The organism is Streptomyces sp. RLB3-17 (genome assembly GCF_007113425.2).
Taxonomy (GTDB): Bacteria; Actinomycetota; Actinomycetes; order Streptomycetales; family Streptomycetaceae; genus Streptomyces; species Streptomyces mirabilis_D.
Window position 1 is genome coordinate 6,063,893 of sequence record NZ_CP041610.2, and the last position, 16,066, is coordinate 6,079,958.

A 16,066-nucleotide genomic window follows, 5' to 3' on the forward strand; every position below is an offset into this window, starting at 1 on the left:
AGACCTCGCCCGCGAGACCATAGGTCCCCACCGGGGGCGCTCGTTCCCGTTTCACTGTGCTGATCCACCCGAGAGAGCGATGGTCGAGGGACGCACGACGGGCGAATCACGCGCCGGCTGGGCGCGGGTCGCCATCGCCGGGCCTGGACCGCCGGTTTTCTCTTCGGCATGCCAGGGCTGGGGCTCAGCGCACCGGGAAACCGAAGGAATAGCCCTGCTCCTTGAGTCGGGGGAGGATCCGGCGCAGGGCCTCGACGGTCTGGGCGCGATCGCCTCCCGCGTCGTGGAAGAGGAGCGTCGGCCCGCCCGGCAACTCCCGCTCGACGGTGGCGACGATGGCGTCCGTACCCGGCCGCTCGAAGTCCTTGCTGTCCACGTTCCAGCCCAGCGGGCGCATGCCACGGGAGGCGGCGAGCGTGCGGCTGTACGGGGTGAAGGCCCCGCCGGGCGCCCGGTAGTACATCGGCCGTACGCCCCCGGACGCCTCGGTGATCATGCGTTCGGCGCCGAGGATCTGCTGCGACTGGTAGGCCTGGGACTTCTTGTCCATGGTGGTGTCGTGCGACACCGAGTGGTCGCACAGCCGGTGCCCGGCGGCGACCACCTTCTTCACGAGGTCCGGGTGGGCCTGCGCCTGCGTCCCCACCATGCAGAACGTGGCCTTCACCCCGTACTCCCGCAGCACGTCGAGCACTTGAGGGGTCCATACGGGGTCGGGGCCGTCGTCGATGGTGATGTTGACGCCGCGCGCCCCCTTGTCCGAGGCATGCGCGATGGTCACCGCGACCGCCTTGACGCCACCGCCCGGGGCGGCCGACGCGGTCGCCTTCGGCGACGAACCGCCCACGGCCTCGGCCTGCGCGGCCCACATCGAGGCACCGGCGGCGAGCAACGCCACCCCGATCGCCGCGCCGAGCACCTTGCCGTACCAGCCCTGCCCGCCGCTGTGCCGCGCCATGTCCGCCCCGCTTTCCCGCAGTTCCTCGCCGATTCCTTGGTCACGTCGCGACCATCTGGCAGGACGAGGAACGGCGGCCACGGGATGCGTCGGTTACCGATCAAGGACAATCCCGGGGTGGTTCCCGGACAACCGGGCGAGCAGCGGGCGAAACCGAGCCGCCCGGCCGCGGCCAACGTCCCGAACGTGTGAACGGAAAGTTCAGGCCGGAGCTGTGAACTGTCTGTAGGATCAGGCGACTTCTGAGGAGATGCGGCGGCCGGGGGCCGGGGGGCATCTGAAGCGGCGTACGTCTCCTCTCGTGCTCCTGGGGAGGATCACCTTGGCTCGCCACGCCCTCGTCCGTCACTCTCGCGCGAGACGGACGGCCGTGACCGTCGTCGCATCCGCCGCACTGGCAGCCGGCCTCGGACCGCTGCTCCCGTCCGCCTCGGCGACGCCGTCGGCGCCGCAGGAGACCGCGGTGCCGGCGACTTACCGCAGTACGTACACATCGGCGTCGCTCTACAACGCCGACGCCCCGAACAGCGCGTCCGGCGCGGGGAGCCAGGGCGTCTTCCACTACCTGGAGGGTCACTCGGGGCTCGTGTGGACGCGTTACTCGGACGGCCGGTCCTTCGAGGCGCCGCCGGCCCCGGTCGACGTGATCACCAGGGGGACGAGCAGTGACGTGCTCTCCTACCGCCACTACGACGGTCGGGTCGAACTGTGGAACGCCGTCGACGGCACGACCACCACCCTCCACGTTCCCGAGGGCCAGACCCTGTACGGCGCCTACGGCAGCACGGCTGTCGCCTACCAGAACGTCACCGCCGCGGACGGCACCGTCGCCAAGGTCGAGCACCTTCTGACCGCGGGGCCCGACGGGACCACGCGTGACATGACCGTCGAGGGCGCCCCGGCGGGCATGACCCTCATGGGCCCCCTGGGCGGGGACGCCACGGGGTTGGTCTTCGCCGCCAAGATGGACGGCGCCCTGCGGATGGCCGCGGTCGACCCGGAGACCGGCCGGGTGCTGAGCTGGACGCGCGGGCTGCCGACCGGCTACTCCCTGACCAGGCTCTCACCCGAGCACCTCGTCGTGTACCGCGGCACCGACAGCGCCACAGCCCTCGTCTTCTCCCGTGCCGATCTGACGGCCGCCCCGAGCGAGGTCCCCCTGGACCGCGACGGCAGCGGCGGCCCCCGAACCGCCGGTGTCTCCGTGGTCGGTGACTGGATCGTCCACCGTTTTGGTATCAGTGGCCGTGTGACCGCCGTGCCCCTCGCGGGCGGCGACCCGGTCTCCCTGGCGGCCGCCTCCGCCGGCGGCCTCTCGGCAGCGTCGGACGGCACCGCCGTCGTCATCGGCCGTACGGGCGCCGACGACTGGGGCATCCAGCACATCCGGCCAGGCGCCGACGGACGCCCGGTCGTCAGCCTCGTCAAGCCGCTGCCGAAGCCGCCGTACAAGATCCAGGGGCTGTCGCTGGACCAGGGACAGCTCGTCGAGGCCGACCCCAGCTGGGCGGGAACCCGCGACGACTACGGACGGACCGTCGCGGTGACCGGAACGCCCGAGTTCGGCGAGCGTTCGAACTACGACGGAACCGACGTGCTGGTGGGCAACTGCCCCACGGAGGACATCGGTTGCTCCCAGCTGCATGGCCTGCCCGACGGCCGGATCGCCTGGGTGAGCAGGGACACGAGCGGCGACCGCATCCGTGTCGCCGGGCCCGGACCGCACTCCTTCTGGGAGCGGACCGTCCCGGCCGGCGGACAGATCACGGATGCCTCCGGACAGTATCTGCTCTACACAACCTCGACCGAGCAGACCGTCCTCAAGACGGACAACGACGGCACCCCGGTCGTCACCCGGACCCCGGGCGCCGCCGCCCTCTCCGGCGACACCCTTTGGACGGCCGCCGCGACCCCCGGCGACGTCACCGCGTACGACCTGACGAACCGCAGGACCACCGAGACCCTCACCACCGGCGCCGACTGCACGCCGACCGAGCTCCAGGCGGTCGGCCGCTGGTTGTACTGGACCTGCGACGGAAAGGCGGGGGTCTACGACCGTACGGCGCGGAAGTCCGTGCCGGTGCCGGCCGGCGAGGCGAAGCTCGGCGACGGATTCGTCGTCACGCACGACAAGGAGGCCGGCGAGCTGACGCTCACGACCGTCGCCGACGGCACGCCCGTCGGCCGTGTCATCGGCGATCTGCCCGACACCGGCGTCTCCCAGCGGGACGTGCGCTGGACGGTCGACGAGTCGGGTGCGAACGCCGCCTACGTCGACGACCAGGAGCAGATCCACCTCGTACCGTCCGGGGTGCCGCAGCAGCCGCTGCGCCTGCTGGCTCCCGCGCACAACGCCTCCACCGTGCGGGCCGAGCAGGTCGGCACGACGCCGGACACCCTGACGAGCGTGTTGTTGTCGAAGCCGTCCGCGAGCTGGCGGCTGACCGTGCGCAGCAAGGAGACCGGCAAGGTCGTCGACACCCGGGACGGGGACGCCGCACGCGGTGAGCTGAGCGTCGGGTGGTTCGGCGTCGACTCCAAAACCCCCGAAGGCGTTTTCCTGCCGAATGGCCCCTACGACTGGACGCTGTCCGTCGCACCCGCGGACGGCGTGGGACCGCCGCTGGAGGTACGCGGCTCCGTCCGGCTGGCGTACGGCAGCCCCGCGCGCCACGACCACGTGGGCCCCGGCGGTCTTCCGGACGGGACCGGCGACCTGCTCACTCTGAGCTCCTCGGGGGCGTTCGCCTTTCAGCAGGGCACGGGGAAAGGCACGTTCTCCGGGACGCCCTCGGGGAAGGGCTGGTCCACGAACGTGGTTGCCGTGCCGTTCGGAGACCTGAACAAGGACCGCTGCAACGACGTCCTGGTGCGCATGCCCGACGGGTCGCTGCGCGGCTACAGAATTCCGTGCGGACAGGGGCTCACCACCTCGACGCCGTACACGAGGCTCGGCTCCGGCTGGAACGCGTACAACGTGCTCACCTCGCCCGGTGACCTGACGGGAGACCGGCGGCCGGACCTGCTGGCACGGAAGGCGTCCACCGGCGACCTCTACCTCTTCGCCGCGAAGAGCGACGGGACGCTCGCGGCCGGCCGGAAGATCCGGTCCGGGTGGAAGAGCTACACGAAGATCGTGGGGGCCGGTGACCTGAACGGTGACGGCTTCGGCGACGTGCTGGCCCGGGACGGGAACGGGACGCTGTACCGCTACAACGGTCTGGGCAACGGACTGCTGAAGGACCGGGTGAAGGTCTTCTCGAACTGGGGCGGCACCTACAACGCGATCGTCGGCGTCGGGGACATCACCGGCGACGGAAAGGCGGACATCGTCGCCCGGGACACCGCGGGCAACCTGTACCGCCAGACCGGCAACGGCTCGGGGTCGTTCGCGGCGCGGGTGAAGATCGCCTCCGGCTGGCAGGGGTACAAGGGGATCTCCTGACCTGCGTCCGCCGCGCCCAGCGAGGGTCGCGCCCACCTCCCGGCCGGCCCGGTCCCGTGTCGCGGCGGACGGATCGGGCTTGCCCGGTCCTCTCGCACGGGCGGAGGAGGCCGCGCTCGGCCGCCTCCGCCCCCCTGGTGCCGGTCCTGGCCGGCTGCTCGGCGGCGGACCAGCGAGTGTTCATCGTGTCTTCGCCGTTGCGCCGGCCCGATCTCACCGCTGATGACCACGGTTGTCCGACCTGACGGGCATGGATGGGGCACGGCGGAGGCTACTTGTGCTTCCCGCTGCCCTTCCCGTTGCTCTTCTCGTCGTTTCCCTGGCCGTTTCCGGCCGCCCTCCCCGCCTTGCCGTTGTCGGCGGTCCTGCTCGGCTCGGCTGTCGCCCGCGCCAGCTGCTCGGAGCAGTACGCGGCGACCTTGTCCTTCCCGCCGGCGGCCGTGACGAGTCGCTGCCAGGCCCGCGCGTCGAGCGCCTTGCCGCGATCCTTGACCTGCTCGTAGGCGCGGCAGTGGGCTTCGGTGTCCTGGGCGGTGGCCGGGCGGCCGTCCGTCGGTCCGGGGACGCCGGAGGGCGTCGACGAGGCCTCACCGCCCGGCTGGTCCGGGGCGACCGCCGACGGGTGCGCCGTCCCCCGCCCGGCACCGTCACCGTCCGTGGACGAGCCGACGGAACCGATGGCAGCGACCGCGACTCCACCCAGCGTGAGGCTGGCGAACACCACGCCGAGCGTCATCTTCACAGGACGCCCGGCACGCCGCTCCGCAGGCAGCCGCCAGTCGTCCCGACGCCGGGTACGTGCCCGGTGCGCACCCGCGTCATGGGCGGTCCGGAAGGCGGTCAGGGCCCGCCGCTCGGCCTCGGGGTCGAGAGGGCCTCCGAGCAGGACGGCGCCCAGCTCCGATTCCAACGTGGCGGCCTCACGCACCTCCCACGGGTCGGACGCGGCGCCGCCAGGGTGCACACGCCGACGGCCCGGAACTCCGTCGCCGCCCAGCCGTTCACCCATGTCCGCTTCCGTTCCTGTTCGACCGGTTCGATGCGTTCGGTGTTCCGGTCCTGATGCCTGTCAGTCGGTCACTGTTGCCGGCGTTGTTCATTTCGACTTCCCCAGCGTTGGGGAAGCCTCATTCGTCACACCCTTCTCCGATTCACCGGCGACGCCCAGCTGGCGGGCGAGGCGTTTCAGGCCCCGGTGGGCGGCGGTGCGCACCGCTCCCGGGCGTTTGCCGAGGACGCGTGCGGCGGCGGGACCGTCCAGGCCGACGACGACCCGCAGGAGTACGGCCTCTGCCTGGTCCCGCGGCAGCCCGCGGACCAGTTCCAGCGCCCGCTCGGTGGACAGGGACTCCAGGGCCTCTTCATGGGTGCTGTGCCGACTGGGCAGGTCGAGTACGTCCTGTTCGGTCCCTCCTGCCCGGGGCCGTACGCGCTGGCGGCGCAGATGGTCCAGCGCCCGGTGCCGGGCGATGGTCGAGGTCCAGCCGCGGAACCCGGCCCCGTCCCCCTTGAAACGGCCGAGGTCACGGGCGATCTCCAGCCAGGCGTCGGAGGCCACGTCCTCCGCGTCGTCGCCGACCAGGCCGCGCAGATAGCCGAGCAGGCCCGGCTGCACCATCCGGTACGCGAACGCGAAGGCCGTCTCGTCGCCGTCCTGGGCCCGCGCGACCGCCGCGCCCAATTCCCCGTCGTACGCCTGTACACGCCGGGGTTGCCGTACCTGGCCCAAGACTGTCCTCGTTCGTACCGGGTTCATGGCGAGTGCATGCCGTCCGCCGTGCTCCGGTCGCATCGACGTCCCCATGGTGATCAGCGTCTGTCCTCACAGAAGTGTCACAACGCCTGGGCGCCCCTTCACGTCGTCGCCGGCGCCGTACTCCCGGACGGACCTTGCCGCGGTTGCCGATCCCGGGGTTCGGGTGCGTCCTTCGTCGCGTCGCGGCACAGCAGCCGCAGTGAGCCGTCTCCGGCGAAGCAGCGGCGGGCCTCGTCGATGGGATCCCACAGCCGTCCCTTGGCCGTGCGGATCCAGTGGTGGCCGTCCGCCTCCCACCACTCGGCGTCCGTTTGGCGGACGATCACCTCACCCGCATACGCCCCGAAGCCGCGCAGCACGCTCTCCACGGCGGCGTAGGGCGTGTCCTCCTGCCGCAGGTCGTCGATCATCCGGTCGACGGGCCACAGGCTGGATGCCGAGTAGTCGAGGCGCAGCCGTGCCCCCTCCCGCATCGTCGCCACCGTGTCCGCCGCCCACCGCACGGGCCTGGCCGCCGCAGGGGGTCTCGTTTCCTGATCTGTCGTCACATACGAAGAGAGCGAGGTCGGCGGTCGATCCGTTACGCGGCCGCGGGGGATTCCCGGCAACCGGCGCGGGCGGCGTAATGCTTCGGCGTCCCCGTGCGCTCCCTCTGGCATGAGTACGTACCTCCGTCTGCGAGCGGTGCCGCCTCCCGCACTGCGCAACAGTACGACCTGGCTCGAACGGCTCTTCGAGGACGACTCGGAGACCGTCCGACGAGGGGTCGGCCGGCACCGCGAAGAGGAGCTGGACAACCGATATCTGGACCAGGAACGCATCTACGCCGGCGCTCCCGCGCATCGTGCCGAGGACCGGCCCCAGACCCAGGTGGTGCTCGGTGGTCGGCCGGTGTTCCGCGCCGACCGGCGCAAGTCGCCGTTCCTGGTGCTGACGGCGGCCCAGGCCCGCCGGGTGGCCAGGTTCCTGGCGGTGGCCGACTTCGACGCGCTGTGGGATTTCGCCCGCGCCGAACTGCTGCCGCGCTACGGCGGCGCGACCGCGGAGCCCGAGACGTGGTACGCGTTCGCGGTGGCGCACCAGGAGCTGAGGGCGTTCTACGCACGGACGGCCGAGTGCGGGGACGCGGTGGTGAAATGGCTGCCGACCTGAGGCGCGCGTAGGGCGCGGGTCAGGAATCCTCGGCCGACAGAGGCGCCGCGTGTCCGCCTCGCCGAGGGCGAACGGCACGCTCGCTCCCCGTCGGCCGTTCTCCCGCACGCGGGCCCCAGGCAAGCCGTCGTCATGATCGCTCACCTCTCGTCCGGCTCGTTCCCGGCGGTCGAGCAGGTACGTACGGCGAGGCCGAGGTGTAACACTTCCGGCCGAGTGCGCTCTTTCCATGCGGACGACCATGTCGGTCGGCCGGGACAGGGGGCACGACTCGTGCGGCGGACGGACGAAAGCGGCGGAGCGTACGGCGAGGATCCGTACGGCGATGCCGGGCACGCGGGGCGACGCCGACGCCGCGCACGCCGCGCCGCCCGGTTGCTGGTGATCCCCGCCGGCGGCTACGTCGCTCGTGCGTGGAGTCCGACTGCGGGACGAACGGAGAACTGCTGCCGGGTTTGCCCAGCATCGTGCTGCCTGCGGCCACGTCCGGGCCGCCGTACGCCCCCTCCGGCAGTCGGCACTGTACGGCGGACTTCCACAGCCCTCCCCCCACCCCGGTTTCCGGCAGCCCGGACCGTCCAAGACACCGCAGTTGTACTGAGAGGACAGTGATCAGAGCCCATGAGCGGACACAGGCGCCGACCGCCGCAGCGCTCCGTCGGCGGCACGCGTGCCGAAGGTGACCGCGCCACGGGCCACCGGGCCGCACATCGTGACCAGGCCCCCCGACAGGACATGTCACGCCGTGCCCGCAGCAGGGCGCCACAGAAGAAACGCTGGATCGACTACCCGCGCCGAGGCAGGACGGGCCCGCGCCGCTGGTTGCCGTCGGTGCGCCAACTGCTGTCGCTCTTCCTGCTCCTCTTCGGCGCCACGGCAGCGGCCGTCGGCTATGCCTACGCCACGGTCACCATCCCCGACCCCAATCCCACGACACTGCTGCAGAACAACGTCTACTACTGGTCGGACGGCACGGTCCTGGCGACCGACGGCAGCGTCAACCGGCAGAACGTGTCGCTCTCACAGGTACCCGCCGACGTGCGGTGGGACTTCATCGCCGCGGAGAACGCCTCCTTCTACACCGACCCGGGCATCGACCCGCGGGGAATCCTCCGCGCCGTCGTCCACATGGCCGCGGGCGGCTCCGTCCAGTCCGGCTCGACGATCACCCAGCAGTTCGTCAAGAACACCTACCTGGACCAGTCGCAGACGATCTCACGCAAGTTCAAGGAACTGCTGATCTCCACCAAGATCGGCGCCGGGATGACCAAGGAGCAGATCCTCCAGGGGTATCTGAACACCTGCTTCTTCGGTCGTCAGGCCAACGGCATCCAGGCCGCGGCGCGCATGTACTACGGCCTCCCGGTGGAGAGGCTCGACGCGAGCCAGGGAGCCTTCCTCGCCGCGGCGGTCAACGAGCCGAGCCTCTTCCAGTACGCGGACTCCGATCCCGCGGCCAGGGCAAAGGCGGAAGCACGCTGGTCCTGGGTGCTCGACCGGATGGTGAAGACCGGCAGGCTGACACCCGGGCAGCGGGCACGGTACGCGGCCGCCGGTTTCCCCACACCCAGGAAGTGGACCCGCGGTTCAGGGCTCACGGGCGAGACCGGCTACCTGGTCCAGCTCGCCAGGTCGTATGCCGAGACACACGACCCGACCATCACCGACAGCGGCCTGAGCAGGGGCGGCTACCAGATCCACACCACCTTCGACAGGAAGAGGACGGCGGAACTGGCGAGGGCTGTCGCCACGGTGCGGGGGCAACGCCTCGACCCCGCCCACCGGCCGGTCGACCGGGACGTCCAGGTCGGAGCCGCCTCGGTGGAACCCACGACCGGCAGGATCCTCGCCGTCTACGGCGGCCCCGGCTTCGACCACGCCCACTACTCGGACAACGCCGACACCTCCGGCGTCCCGGTGGGATCGACCTTCAAGCCCATCGTCCTGGCCGCCGCACTCCAGCACGGAGCGGTACTGCGACCCGGCACGTCACCCGAGCCGATCACCCCGGCCGGCAAGTTCAACGGTGACGACGGCATCAAGATCAAGGACCAGCAGGGCAACGACGTCGCCGACCCCAAGGACCCCACCGGGCTCCTCCACCAGCACAACGACACCCCCCAGCGCTGGGGCTACATCCCTCTGCGCAAGGCCATGGAGCAGTCGGTCAACACGCCGTACGTGCAACTGGGAGAGGACGTCGGCTACGGGAACGTGGCGAGGACGGCACAGTCTCTCGGCCTGCGCCCGGGCAGCCTCGCCGCCCCCAGCGCCGGCTTCTACATCGGCACCTCCACACCGAGCGCCATTCGAATGGCAGGCGTGTACGCGACTTTTGCCGCCGACGGGATGCAGGCCACCCCGTACTCGGTCACGAAGGTCACCCACAACGGCTCGGTACTGGCCGGCTTCTCCGCCCCCGCCCCCGTGCGGGCCCTGCCGGCGGCGGTCGCCGGGAACGTGACCGACGTGCTCAGGGGCGTCATCGCCCGGGGCACCGGCACCAAGGCCCAGGCTCTCGGCAGGACCGCGGCGGGCAAGACCGGAACCACCGACGACTACCGTTCCGCCTGGTTCATCGGCTACACCCCGCAACTCGCCACCTCCGTCGTCCTCTTCCGAGAGGACTCGAACCACCCACAGCTGCAGTCCCTGGCAGGCGTCGGTGGCCTCCAGAAGGTGTTCGGCGGCGACATCCCCACCGAGATCTGGACCCAGTACATGCGCGACGCCCTCGCCGGCCTGCCCGACGCCCCCTTCCCCGCGCCCGCACCCCTCGGCCGCGGCGCCGACGAGCCCGGTGCTCCCACGCCCTCCCCGTCCGCGGCCCCCGCCAAGCGGGGCGGCAAGAACGGCAAGAGGACCACCGCCACTGCCGCCCCCACACCGGGCGCTCCGACAGCACGCCCCAAGTGCCGCCATCACAAGTGCCGTTGACCGTGCCGACGCCGGCCGCGGCGGGAGGCATCGGTCGATCGCCCGCCTCACGCGGACGGACCTCGACGGCCCGCGCCACCCGTGACACGCAGGACACATCGCCATCGTAGTGATCTGCATCACTGGCGCCCCTCGCCCCGTGATGTTCGTCGGACGCGGTGCGCTGTAGAGGGCGGCCACCTGTGTGACAGGTGTGCCGCATGTGACTTTTTTCTGTGGCCTTTCCAGGCCTTCTAGGGGTGGATACGTGGTGGGTCGTCGTACGTCGCACGTGTACAGATCACTGAGCATGAAACGACGGGCGTGGCTGACGCTCGGTGCGGTGGTCCTCGGAGGCGGGGGCGTGGTGACCTACGCCGTCGCCAGCCCGTCCTCGGATCCCGGCGCGGCCGGCCGGGCCAAGCGGCCGGCGAAGGTGTACGACCTCGCGCTCAAAGGCGGCACAGGCGACAAGCGGGAGCTGCCGCGCACGGACACCCAGCCGTTCTCGATGCTCGGCGTCTCCTGGACGGGGGCGACCAAGCGGCTCGACGGCGTGGCGCAGGTACGCACCCGCAGCCTCAAGACCGGCCAGTGGAGCGCCTGGCAGGACCTCGAACTGAACGTCGACCCGCTGGAGAACCCCGGCGTCGGAGTGCGCGGAGCATCCGAGCCGTTGTGGGTCGGCCCGTCCGACGGCATGCAGGTGCAGGTCATCCGCAAGAACGGCACCAGCAGCTCCGCTCTGCCCAAGGGCCTTGAGGTCAACCTGGTCGACCCGGGGGTGGTGACCGATGCCGAGACCAAGACCGGCGGTACCGCGGCCGAGCCTGCCGCGTTCGTCGCCGATGTGAGTCCCGGCGCCACGGCGTCCGCCCCCACCGACTCCGCCGCGCCCAGCGACGGCACCACCGCCGCGCCGACGGACGGCCAGACCACCACATCCCCGGCCGCGACGGACACCACGCCGGCGGCCACCGACTCCGTCCCGCCCTCCGCGTCGGCGTCCCCCACGGACTCCGTCTCGCCCTCCGCGCCGGCGTCCCCCACGGACTCCGTGTCGCCGTCGCCGAGCACGTCCTCCAGCGCGCCGCCCTCGGCACCGCCGTCCACCGTGCCCGAACCGCCGATCGTCTCGCGCGCCGACTGGGGTGCCGACGAGTCGATCAGCCCCGAGGCGCCGGAGTACACCGCGGACGTGAAGGCGATCTTCGTCCACCACACCGACGGGGCCAACGACTACTCCTGCGCCGACTCGCCGTCGATCATTCGGAGCATCTACGCGTACCACGTCCAGGTCAGCGGCTGGAAGGACATCGGCTACAACTTCCTCGTCGACAAATGCGGCACCATCTTCGAGGGCCGCAAGGGCGGCGTCGACCTTCCGGTGTTCGGCGCACACACCTACGGCTGGAACCGGGAGGCCGCGGGCGTCGCGGTGCTCGGTGACTACACCACCACCAGCGCCACCAACGCCACGCTGGCGTCGGTCGCCCGCCTGGCGGCCTGGAAGCTCGGCCAGTACGGCGCCGATCCCGCCGGAACCACCCAGCTCACCGCGGGCGCGGACCAGCACAACTACTTCAACACCAACTTCACCGCGGGCACCAAGTACACCTTCCAGCGGATCTCCGGCCACCGGGACGGCTACAACACACAGTGCCCCGGCGGCCTGCTCTACGACCAACTGCCGACCATCCGCACCTGGGCATCCGGCCCGGTGCAGGGCCTGAAGGTCGGCTCGGTCGACGGCGCGGCCCTTTCGGGTTCGACGTACTACACCAAGGGCGGCATCACCGTCCGTTGGACGGCCACCACCCCGGCGTCGTTGATCTCCAAGTTCGAGCTGCTGGTCGACGGCAAGAGCGTCGCCACCACCTCCGGCACCGCCACGTCCGCCGGCGTCACCCTGGCCCTGGGCAGCCACACTGTCGCCGTGCGGGCCGTGCACCAGTCCGGCAGGACCGCGACCAGTGCCGCGCTGAGCGTCGTCGCGGAGACGACCGCACCGACCTTCACCACCAACCCGAATGTTTCCCTGCGCTCCGGCACCGTCAGCACCAGCGCCATCCCGGTCACTCTCGGCTGGAAGGCCACCGACGACAAGGCCCTGCGCTACGTGAAGCTGCTGTCCCCCACCAGCGCCACCTTCGGCCCGACCATCACCACCTCCAACAGCACCGCCAAGTCCGGCGCCGCCACCATCTGGTCGATGCGGGCCTACGACTACGCCGGTAACTACCGCACGTCCTCGCCCTCGTACACCCCGGTGATACTGCAGGAGACCGCCGCCACGAAGTCCGGCAGCTGGACCACCCGCTCCTCCACCAGCTACCTCGGCGGCCAGTCCTACTCCAGCGGTTCCAAGGGCGCCAGCCTCACCTGGACCTTCACCGGCCGCTCCGCCGCCTGGGTCGTCTCCCGCGCCGCCAGCTCCGGCCAGGCGTACGTCTACGTCGACGGCACCAAGATCTCCACCGTCGACCTGAAGTCCTCCACCACCCTGTACCGGCAGGCGATCTGGACCAAGACCTGGTCCAGCAGCGCCAAGCACACCATCAAGATCGTCGTGGTCGGCACCAGCGGCCGTCCCACCGTCACCACCGACAGCCTCGTCTACATCAAGTAGCCCAAGCCCGCGAAGGCGCGGCGCGCCACGCCGACCGGCGCATGCGGTCCCCCAGCACGAAATCGGCCTTCACGATCCGGCGTACGCGGTCGTGAAGGCCGACTTCACGGTGAGGACCGAACGACGGACGCGACCTGTCGCGGCCGGTCAGTACAGGGCCTTGTAGCCCTGCCAGCCGGCGGCGATCTCGGTGCGAGGACCGAAGGAGCCCTTGCCGTCGCCGTTGTTGCGCCACAGCTTGCCGGAGGTGTCGCGGGAGACGATGTCCGCCCTCCCGTCCCCGGTGATGTCGGCGGCGCCCACCACGACGTTGTAGGTGGCACCCCAGTTGTCGGCCACCTTGACCCGCGCCCTGAAGCCGCCGGTCGCCGTGCCCGCGTACCGCCACAACGTGTTCGACGTGTCCTGCGCCAGCAGGTCTCCGTACCCGTCACCGTTGAGGTCGCCGACGCCGATGATCTTCTTGTAACCGGACCACTTGGAGAAGATCTTCACCCGTGCCGAGAGCTTTCCGCTGCTTGTGGCCTTGTACAGGTAGATGTCACCGGTGGAGGCCTGGCGGGCGATCAGGTCCCCCCTGCCGTCACCGGTGATGTCGCCCGGTGAGGTCAGCACGTTGTACTGGTTCCAACCCGACGTTCCCAGCGTGGTGTACGGCGTGGATGTCGTCAGGGCTTTGCCGCACCCCGGGCGGTACGCCCGCAGCGCACCGCTGCTGAGCCGCACGAGCACGTCGTTGCAGCGGTCACCGTTCAGGTCTCCGAACGGCACCACCGTGATCGAGGCCGGCCAGCCCGAAGCCGAAGTCTTCGTGGAGAACTTCCCGGCGCCGTCACCCTGGTGGAAGGCGACCGCACCCGAAGGGGTGAGCGTGACCAGGTCGCCGATGCCGTCGGACCCGATCTGGTCACGTCGCACCGCAGCACCACCGGTCAGCTTCAGCGAGCCGGACGCCGTCGCCGACGCGCCGTGCCTGTCGGCCGGGGCCACCGTCAGCGTCCAGCCGTACGTACCGTTCGGCACATACGCGCCCGTCGACGTCCTGCCGTTCCAGGAGGCGTGGACCGCGTCCCGCGCGGCGCCACCGGACAGGGTGCGCACGGTGGCGCCGGTCGCCCTGTTCCTGAGCACCAGCGTCCACGACGCGGCCGGCCTCGACAGCCACCACGTGCCGTCCCACGAGGACGACGAGTCCACCAGGCCGACCGAAGGTTCCGTCCTCGCTCCGAGGACCGCGATGTCCGTGGCGGGGATGCCGCTCCGCAGGACGTGGATGTCCTGGGAGGCCGGGTCCACGTAACCGACCAGGCCCGTGTACGGATCGACGTCCCACTTTCCGGCCTTGGCCGCCAGGGTCCGGTTCACCGCGGAGCCGCTCGTGACGTCCGTGAAGGTCAGCGCCCCGGATCCGGAGTCACGCGTGACGAGGAAGCCGTCGCCCAGGCGCTTCTCCCCGCCGGTGGGCACGGCGATGAGCGTCTTCCTGCGGGTGTCGTACACGAGGGCCTTCTGCACGCTGCCCTGGGGAAGATCGCACCAGCCGGACCAGTACACCCAGCGTCCCACCGCCTGGAAGTCGTTCAGACCGCAGCCGCTGCCGACCCGGAACGACGTGATCGTGGTGCCCGAACGCACCTCCGTGGCCGTGACAGTGCCGTCCGCTGCCGCCGTCCACAGCGTCTCCCCCCACAGGGCGGAGGGGACCGCACCGGCCGTGCCCGTGCGGGTGAGCACGACCTTCCGTGTGTCCAGATCGGCCACCATCAGGCCGTCTCCCGCGGGCGAGGGCCCACGCCAGGCCGCATACCGGCCCTCGACGTCCACGAGGCCATGGTTGTCCTGGAGGCCGGAGGCCAACACGGTGCCGGGAAGGGACCGACCCCGGTCCAGGACGGAGACCTCCCCGGCCGCGTCATGGATGACCGCCCGGCCGTCACCCGTACCCCTCAGGTCGGGACAGCTCCCGTAGTCCCCGGCCATGACCCCGCACCTCTGGGTCGCTCCCCGGTCCGTGCGCGCGCCCGCCGTCAGGGTCCCCGCCGTGGCCAACGAGCGGCTGTACAGGTGCGTCGCCCCGTCGCCGGACTCGTAGGTCGTCAGCTCGCCGCCGCTCAGATCGAACGACTCGATCCCCATCGGCACGGCCGGAAGGTCCACGATCCGGCGGGCCCGCGGCAGACCGTCGGCCCCCGCTTCGACCTTGGCGATGCCGTAGTCCAGAGAGGACTCTCCGCCGGCGAGGACCAGGCCGCCGTCGGGGGTCACGACGGTCGCGGGATCCGCCCGCTTGAACAGGGGCAGCTCCGCGGAGCCGTCGAAGGGCAGCGCGGACACGCTCCAGACGGAGGAGTCGCTGCGCCGCGCGACGACGAGCGCGTCACCGACGACGCCGAGGATCTTGTCCCCGGAGTTGTGGGGGAACGCGACCTCGTGCGAGGGAGCGTCGTAGGCACCCTGGGCGTACACCCGCGCCCGGGACGCGCTGTAGCTGACCAGGTAGTCGGATCCCACCACGGTGTCGATGTTCGCCACCAGTGGAGGCAGAATCGTGGCGGCACCGGTCTCCGTATCCACCCAGGCGTACTGGAGGACCCGGTCCGGGCCGTAGTAGTTGACGAGGAGGCCGGAGGCGGAACCCTTGGGGAAGAAGGGGAAGACCGTCCCGTCCGGGAGTCCGGTCACGGGCTTCTGCACCGTGCTGCCGTTCTCGTTGCGCAGCAGGAACAGCCGAGTCCGTTCCCCACCCGTCGACGTGCCGGTCAGGACCGTGTGCCCGTACGTCTGCAGATAGCGCTGGTCCGCCGGGACGGCCACGGTCTCCGTCGTACCGGTTCCCATGTCCCGGAGCAGGACTTGCCCCCCACTGCCCTGGGACGTGCGAAGGGCGACGACGTCCGAACCGGTGCCGTACGCACCGGGAGTGCGCGGCCCGAGTCGTTCGCCGCCTTCCACCGGCTTTCGGCTGCCGTCGTAGCCGGTCCACCAGAGGCCGTAACCCTCGGCGGTGGAGCGGTACTCGAGGAAGCCGGAGGCCCCCGCGCTCTGCAGATACGCCGTGCGCGGAGTCGTGCCCATGGTGGCCGGAACGGTGATTTCCGTTGCGGTCTCCGCGTGCGCGGGCGCCACCAGCGGCACGGCTGACACAGAGAGCGCCATCCCGATGATCGTGGCGAGAGAGCCACGCCTGAAGGTATGACGAGTCACTTGCTT

General features: G+C 70.9%; 10 protein-coding genes. 5 read left to right on the forward strand and 5 right to left on the reverse strand.

Annotated elements, in window-relative coordinates; translation table 11 throughout:
- Nucleotides 1-184: 184 nt before the first annotated feature.
- The gene (locus FNV62_RS27540) at nt 185-958 is read right to left on the reverse strand and encodes a polysaccharide deacetylase family protein (protein ID WP_097285562.1); all 774 of its coding nucleotides are present in this window, start codon (nt 956-958) and stop codon (nt 185-187) included.
- A 370-nt stretch (nt 959-1,328) separates the two neighbouring features.
- On the opposite strand from FNV62_RS27540, the gene FNV62_RS27545 reads away from it, so the two are divergent.
- Complete coding sequence (locus FNV62_RS27545) at nt 1,329-4,403, forward strand: FG-GAP repeat domain-containing protein (protein ID WP_225900397.1); 3,075 nt, start codon at nt 1,329-1,331, stop codon at nt 4,401-4,403.
- A gap of 271 nt (nt 4,404-4,674) precedes the next feature.
- Here FNV62_RS27545 and FNV62_RS27550 read toward each other — a convergent pair whose 3' ends face one another.
- From FNV62_RS27550 to FNV62_RS27560, 3 genes are all read right to left on the reverse strand, one after another.
- Nucleotides 4,675-5,412: a hypothetical protein gene (locus FNV62_RS27550; RefSeq protein WP_143627418.1), complete on the reverse strand. Its 738-nt coding sequence runs from the start codon at nt 5,410-5,412 to the stop codon at nt 4,675-4,677.
- A gap of 87 nt (nt 5,413-5,499) precedes the next feature.
- On the reverse strand, nt 5,500-6,132 hold the full coding sequence (locus FNV62_RS27555) for an RNA polymerase sigma factor (RefSeq protein ID WP_060896732.1): 633 nt from the start codon (nt 6,130-6,132) through the stop codon (nt 5,500-5,502).
- 125 nt (nt 6,133-6,257) lie between these two features.
- Nucleotides 6,258-6,707, reverse strand: coding sequence for a hypothetical protein (locus FNV62_RS27560; RefSeq protein WP_164331758.1), 450 nt, complete (start codon nt 6,705-6,707; stop codon nt 6,258-6,260).
- A gap of 109 nt (nt 6,708-6,816) precedes the next feature.
- On the opposite strand from FNV62_RS27560, the gene FNV62_RS27565 reads away from it, so the two are divergent.
- The 4 genes from FNV62_RS27565 to FNV62_RS27575 all read left to right on the forward strand — a co-directional run bounded on the left by FNV62_RS27565 (nt 6,817) and on the right by FNV62_RS27575 (nt 12,856).
- Nucleotides 6,817-7,311, forward strand: a complete 495-nt coding sequence (locus tag FNV62_RS27565; protein ID WP_097285565.1) for a DUF1877 family protein — start codon at nt 6,817-6,819, stop codon at nt 7,309-7,311.
- Nucleotides 7,312-7,540: 229 nt separating this feature from the next.
- The gene (locus tag FNV62_RS54680) at nt 7,541-7,696 is read left to right on the forward strand and encodes a hypothetical protein (RefSeq protein WP_164404893.1); all 156 of its coding nucleotides are present in this window, start codon (nt 7,541-7,543) and stop codon (nt 7,694-7,696) included.
- Between the two features lie 236 nt (nt 7,697-7,932).
- On the forward strand, nt 7,933-10,248 hold the full coding sequence (locus FNV62_RS27570) for a transglycosylase domain-containing protein (protein ID WP_143627420.1): 2,316 nt from the start codon (nt 7,933-7,935) through the stop codon (nt 10,246-10,248).
- Nucleotides 10,249-10,537: 289 nt separating this feature from the next.
- Nucleotides 10,538-12,856 (forward strand): N-acetylmuramoyl-L-alanine amidase, encoded by a 2,319-nt coding sequence (locus tag FNV62_RS27575; RefSeq protein WP_186003109.1) that lies wholly within the window; start codon nt 10,538-10,540, stop codon nt 12,854-12,856.
- Nucleotides 12,857-13,003: 147 nt separating this feature from the next.
- On the opposite strand, the gene FNV62_RS27580 is transcribed toward FNV62_RS27575, so the two are convergent.
- The gene (locus tag FNV62_RS27580) at nt 13,004-16,012 is read right to left on the reverse strand and encodes an FG-GAP-like repeat-containing protein (RefSeq protein ID WP_143627424.1); all 3,009 of its coding nucleotides are present in this window, start codon (nt 16,010-16,012) and stop codon (nt 13,004-13,006) included.
- Nucleotides 16,013-16,066 lie beyond the last annotated feature (54 nt).

Coding starts and splice junctions, on each gene's coding strand:
- FNV62_RS27540 (WP_097285562.1), bottom strand. CDS start 958: ATGGCGCGGCACAGCGGCGGGCAGGGCTGGTACGGCAAGGTGCTCGGC.
- FNV62_RS27550 (WP_143627418.1), bottom strand. CDS start 5,412: ATGGGTGAACGGCTGGGCGGCGACGGAGTTCCGGGCCGTCGGCGTGTG.
- FNV62_RS27565 (WP_097285565.1), top strand. CDS start 6,817: ATGAGTACGTACCTCCGTCTGCGAGCGGTGCCGCCTCCCGCACTGCGC.
- FNV62_RS54680 (WP_164404893.1), top strand. CDS start 7,541: ATGCGGACGACCATGTCGGTCGGCCGGGACAGGGGGCACGACTCGTGC.
- FNV62_RS27570 (WP_143627420.1), top strand. CDS start 7,933: ATGAGCGGACACAGGCGCCGACCGCCGCAGCGCTCCGTCGGCGGCACG.
- FNV62_RS27575 (WP_186003109.1), top strand. CDS start 10,538: ATGAAACGACGGGCGTGGCTGACGCTCGGTGCGGTGGTCCTCGGAGGC.
- FNV62_RS27580 (WP_143627424.1), bottom strand. CDS start 16,012: ATGGCGCTCTCTGTGTCAGCCGTGCCGCTGGTGGCGCCCGCGCACGCG.